Origin of the sequence: Burkholderia sp. (assembly GCF_018375725.1) — a bacterium.
GTDB lineage: Bacteria > Pseudomonadota > Gammaproteobacteria > Burkholderiales > Burkholderiaceae > Burkholderia.
Genome location: NZ_JAHACR010000298.1, coordinates 1 through 4985, shown reverse-complemented (window position 1 = coordinate 4985; position 4985 = coordinate 1). Strand labels below are relative to the sequence as shown.

The window sequence follows — 4985 nt, the reverse complement described above, 5'->3', positions numbered from 1 at the left end:
GCTGTTCTCGGCTCCGGCGAAACGGCCGGCGCCGCAGCCGGGCACGGCGGCGGCCGCCTCCCAGCCGGGCAGGCCTGTGGCGGCCGCGCCGCGGGTCGAGCTGTTCGGCGCGCGCGGCGGCGTCGCCGGCAGCCCGTCCGCCCAGAATGTATCGCGAAAGCAGGAGGCATGACCGCAGTGCAGAAGATCAAAGTATTGTGCGTCGACGATTCGGCGCTGATCCGCAGCTTGATGACCGAGATCATCAACAGCCAGCCTGACATGGAGGTGTGCGCGACCGCGCCGGATCCGCTCGTCGCGCGCGAACTCATCAAGCAGCACAATCCCGACGTGCTCACGCTCGACGTGGAAATGCCGCGCATGGACGGCCTCGATTTTCTCGAGAAGCTGATGCGCCTGCGGCCGATGCCGGTCGTGATGGTGTCGTCGCTGACGGAGCGCGGCTCGGAAATCACGCTGCGCGCGCTCGAACTCGGTGCGGTCGACTTCGTCACGAAGCCGCGCGTCGGGATCCGCGACGGGATGCTCGAGTATGCGGAGAAGCTCGCCGACAAGATCCGTGCGGCGTCGCGTGCGCGCGTGCGTCAGACGCCGCAGCCGCAGGCCGCGGCGGCCGCCGCCCGCGCGGCGACCGGTCACCCGGCTGCGCCGATGATCAACAACCCGCTCGTCAGTACCGAGAAGCTGATCATCGTCGGTGCGTCGACGGGCGGCACCGAGGCGATTCGCGAAGTGCTGACGCCGCTGCCGCCGGACGCGCCGGCGGTGCTGATCGCGCAGCACATGCCGCCCGGTTTCACGAAGTCGTTCGCGCAGCGCCTGAACGGCCTGTGCCGGATCGCGGTGAAGGAAGCCGAGCACGGCGAGCGCGTGCTGCCCGGCCACGCGTATATTGCGCCGGGCCACGCACACCTGCTGCTCGCGCGCAGCGGCGCGAACTACGTCGCACATCTGTCGGACGAGCCGCCGGTGAACCGGCATCGTCCGTCGGTGGACGTGCTGTTCCGCTCGGCGGCGACGCACGCCGGCAAGAACGCGATCGGCGTGATCCTGACCGGCATGGGCCGCGACGGCGCGGCCGGTCTGCTCGAAATGAAGCGCGCGGGCGCCTATACGTTCGCGCAGGACGAGGCGAGCTGCGTCGTGTTCGGGATGCCGCGCGAGGCGATCGCGCTCGGCGGCGCGGACGATGTGTCGCCGCTGTCGGACATGAGCCGCCGCGTGATGGCGCGGCTCGCGACGATGGGCGACCGCGTGCAGCGCGTGTAAATGACACAGGGCGCGCGCGGCGTGCGCGCGCCTCAACGGTAACGAATCTGGAAAGGAACGATGATGGACAAGAACATGAAAATCCTGGTGGTGGACGACTTCCCGACGATGCGCCGGATTGTCCGCAACCTGCTCAAGGAGCTGGGCTATTCGAACGTCGACGAGGCGGAAGACGGCGCGGCGGGCCTGGCGCGGCTGCGCAGCGGCGGCTACGAATTCGTGATCTCCGACTGGAACATGCCGAACCTCGACGGTCTCGCGATGCTTCAGGAAATCCGCAAGGATCCGGCGCTCACGCATCTGCCGGTGCTGATGGTGACGGCCGAATCCAAGAAGGAGAACATCATCGCGGCCGCGCAGGCGGGCGCGAGCGGCTATGTCGTGAAGCCGTTCACGGCGGCGACGCTCGACGAGAAGCTGAACAAGATCCTCGACAAGATGGCCAAGGCCGGGAGCTGACGTGAACGAGCCGATCCACGCGGCGCTGGCCGGCGCGGGCTTTTCCGCCGAAAGCCAGCCCGAAGGTGCCGAGTTCGCGAGCGACCGCATCCTCGCGCGCATCGGCCAGGTCACGCGCGCGCTGCGTGATTCGATGCGCGAGCTCGGGCTCGACAAGCACGTCGAGCGTGCGGCGGAAGCCGTGCCGGACGCGCGCGACCGGCTGCGCTATGTCGCGACGATGACCGAGCAGGCGGCCGAACGCGTGCTGACTGCGATCGAGATCGCGAAGCCGGTGCAGGAGCGCATGCAGAACGAGGCCGAGGCGCTCGACGCGCGCTGGGAGCAGTGGTATGCGGGGCCGATCGAGCGGGCGGAAGTGCGCGAGCTGATGGACGACACGCGCGCGTTCCTGCGCGCGCTGCCGGACGCGACGGCCGCGACCAACGCGCAGTTGCTCGAGATCATGCTCGCGCAGGACTTCCAGGACCTGACCGGGCAGGTGATCAAGAAGATCATGGACATGGTCTACCTGATCGAGCAGCAACTGCTCGGCGTGCTGATCGAGAACATCGCGCCGGAGCGGCGCGAGCAGTTCGCGGCGACTGCTGCCGCGCTCGCGGCGGAGCAGACGATGAGCAGCACGGGCAGCCCCGAGTCGCTGCTGAACGGGCCGCAGATCAATCCGGAAGGCAAGGCCGACGTCGTCCAGGATCAGGCGCAGGTCGACGACCTGCTGGCGAGCCTCGGCTTCTGACGAAATCGGGCGATCCCGGTGTTTCCGGCGCACGTCGCGCCGGCAGGCCCGGGCGCCGCGCACTGCGGGCCGATGCGGCGCGTGCGCCGGTTCGGCATCGGCGCGGTGTGCCGGATTGGCGCCGTCCATCGGGGTTTCCCGGTGTCCTCGACACTTTGACACACTGCGCAGGCATACTACGCTTCACTGAGAGCGATACGGCTTTCATCAGTTTTTCAATCAAACTGGATCGCGACACTGGATCGGTCGGCTGAGCCATGACGATCGAAGCCGGTGCCGAGGGGGGAGTGTGAAAGCAAACCGATTGGCACGGATCGCCGCCTGTGCGGCGGCCGGCACGAGCGTGCTGTGGGCTGTCCACGCGCAGGCGGAACTGGGCGGCGCACCGATGTCGCCGCCGGCTGCCGATACCGCCGCGCGCGTGCGCGCGCTGCAGCCCGCGCTGCGCTCGGCCGGCGGATCGTCGGCGAGCGCGGCCGCGTATACGGTGCGCGAGCTCACGCTCGGCACCGGCACGGTCGTCCGCGAATATGTCTCCTCTGCCGGCACGGTGTTCGGCGTCTCGTGGCAAGGCCCGACGATGCCGGATCTCTCATCGGTCCTCGGCAGTTATGCGCCGCAATACACCGCCGGCGTCCAGGCAGCGCATCGGGCGGCCGGCTGGCGTGCGCCCGTGTCCGTCGACACGAGCGGCGTCGTGATCCGCACGGGCGGCCATATGGGCGCGTTTTCCGGACAGGCGTGGGTGCCCCAGGCGCTGCCTGCCGGCATGACCGGCAACGACATCCAGTGACGGCGGGAGGCCCATCTTGCGTAAATCTCGAACCTTCATTCGCTGGCTCGGCGTACTGAGTCTCGGGGCCGTGACGGCCGCGCTGGTCACTGCGTGCGGCGGCGGCGACGGCGACGGCGGATCGTCGTCGGCATCCTCGGGCGGCACGAGCGGCGGCTCGTCCGGCAGCGCGGCGAACACCGCTGTCATCACCGTGTCGCAGGGCGCCGCGAACGTCATCAATATCCCGACCGTCAGCGTGACGGTCTGCGCGCCCGGCACGTCGAACTGCCAGGTCATCAACAACGTGCTCGTCGATACCGCGTCGTACGGTCTGCGGCTCGTCAGCAGCGCGGCGTCGGGCGTGCTGTCCAGCCTGCCCTTCGAGACGACGAGCGGCGGTGCGCAAATCGCCGAGTGCGGCCAGTTCGTGTCGAGCTACACGTGGGGTTCGCTGCGCATCGTCGACCTGAAAATCGGCGCCGAAGTGGCGAGCTCGCTGCCGGTGCAGATCATCGGCGACCTCGGCACGACCAACGTGCCGGGCACGTGTTCGAACCTGCGCACGTCGGCCAACTCGGTGACGGCGCTCGGTGCGAACGGCATTCTCGGCATCGGGCCTGCGCCGTTCGATTGCGGCACGACCTGTGTCACGACGGCGACGTCGAGCACGTACTACGCGTGCCCGAACGGCAATGCGAGCTGCACGCAGACGACCATGCCGCTGGCGAAACAGGTTGCCAACCCGGTTCAGCGCTTCGCGACCGACAACAATGGCGTGATCGTGCAGATGCCGCAGATTTCGAGCAGCGGCCAGGGCAGCGCGACCGGCCAGCTGACCTTCGGCATCGGCACGCGGACGAACAACGCGCTCGGCGCGTCGACGGTGCTGACGTCGACGACGACGGGCGACGTCAACGCGACCTTCCTCGGGCGCAGCCTGACCACCGGGGCGACCGGCGGCGGCGCGTTCTTCGATACCGGCTCGAACGCGTACTTCTTCGACGATTCGTCGCAGACCGTTTGTTCGCGGAGCACGCAGTTCTACTGTCCGGCCTCGACGGTGAACTACACGGCGACGCTCACGGGCCTGAACGGCAAGCAAAGCACGGTGACGATGCCGGTCGCGAATGCCGACACCCTGTTCTCGAACCCGGCGTCGTTCGCGTTCAACGACATCGCAGGGCCGTTCGGCTCGACCAAATGGCTCGATATCGGCCTGCCGCACTTCTATGGCAAGACGATCTACTTCGGGATGGATCTGACTGCGAACGGCGGCGCGGCGCCTTACGTCGCGTACTGACGGCGCGGCGAAGCCGTTCGGGACGGCCCGTCCGGGCCGAAGGGAGCGAGCAATCGCTCCCTTTTTCATTCCAGAGCGCCGCGCGCCCGACGAATCGCGCGGGCCGTGGCGCTGCGCGTCGGCACGGCGTCGGCGCGACGCCACGGCTGCCGCGACCGGGCATCTTCCCGATCCCCTGAAATACCCCACTTTCCCGGCTTTGCTCGACCGATCGCCGGTTGACGGCTGCATGAATAATCGGTGTCACTGGAAAGCGGCATCCCGCCGCGTCCGTCTGGAGGCACCGTGGCAGACGAGAGCGATCTCGACAGAACCGAAGCCGCCACTCCGAGGCGCCGTGAGAAGGCGCGCGAAGAGGGGCAGGTCGCGCGCTCGCGCGAACTGGCTTCGTTCGCGCTGCTCGCGGCGGGCTTCTACGGTGCCTGGCTGCTCGCCGGCCCGATCGG

6 protein-coding genes are annotated in these 4985 nt (G+C 68.5%); all 6 read left to right on the top strand.

The annotated features are described in order from the left end of the window. Positions 1–168 precede the first annotated feature (168 nt). A complete protein-coding gene (locus KH616_RS21185; protein WP_292250512.1) occupies positions 169–1269 on the top strand; it encodes a chemotaxis response regulator protein-glutamate methylesterase in 1101 nt (366 codons plus the stop codon). Positions 1270–1332: 63 nt separating this feature from the next. Continuing rightward, entirely contained in the window at positions 1333–1728 is a 396-nt protein-coding gene (cheY, locus tag KH616_RS21180) for a chemotaxis response regulator CheY (RefSeq protein WP_292250517.1), read from the top strand. A 1-nt stretch (position 1729) separates the two neighbouring features. Beyond that, on the top strand, positions 1730–2464 hold the full coding sequence (gene cheZ / locus KH616_RS21175) for a protein phosphatase CheZ (protein ID WP_292250511.1): 735 nt from the start codon (positions 1730–1732) through the stop codon (positions 2462–2464). 388 nt (positions 2465–2852) lie between these two features. Next, positions 2853–3257 carry a DUF2844 domain-containing protein gene (locus KH616_RS21170; protein ID WP_292250515.1) on the top strand — a complete coding sequence of 135 codons (405 nt, stop codon included), beginning with the start codon at positions 2853–2855 and terminating at the stop codon, positions 3255–3257. Between the two features lie 16 nt (positions 3258–3273). Next, on the top strand, positions 3274–4539 hold the full coding sequence (locus KH616_RS21165; protein ID WP_292250510.1) for a DUF3443 domain-containing protein: 1266 nt from the start codon (positions 3274–3276) through the stop codon (positions 4537–4539). 285 nt (positions 4540–4824) lie between these two features. After that, a partial coding sequence (locus KH616_RS21160; protein WP_292250514.1) for an EscU/YscU/HrcU family type III secretion system export apparatus switch protein occupies positions 4825–4985 on the top strand: 161 nt, incomplete at its 3' end.

Excerpts from the sequence above, each read along its gene's own strand:
- KH616_RS21185 (WP_292250512.1), top strand. The coding sequence starts at position 169 with ATGACCGCAGTGCAGAAGATCAAAGTATTGTGCGTCGACGATTCGGCG.
- cheY (WP_292250517.1), top strand. The coding sequence starts at position 1,333 with ATGGACAAGAACATGAAAATCCTGGTGGTGGACGACTTCCCGACGATG.
- KH616_RS21170 (WP_292250515.1), top strand. The coding sequence starts at position 2,853 with ATGTCGCCGCCGGCTGCCGATACCGCCGCGCGCGTGCGCGCGCTGCAG.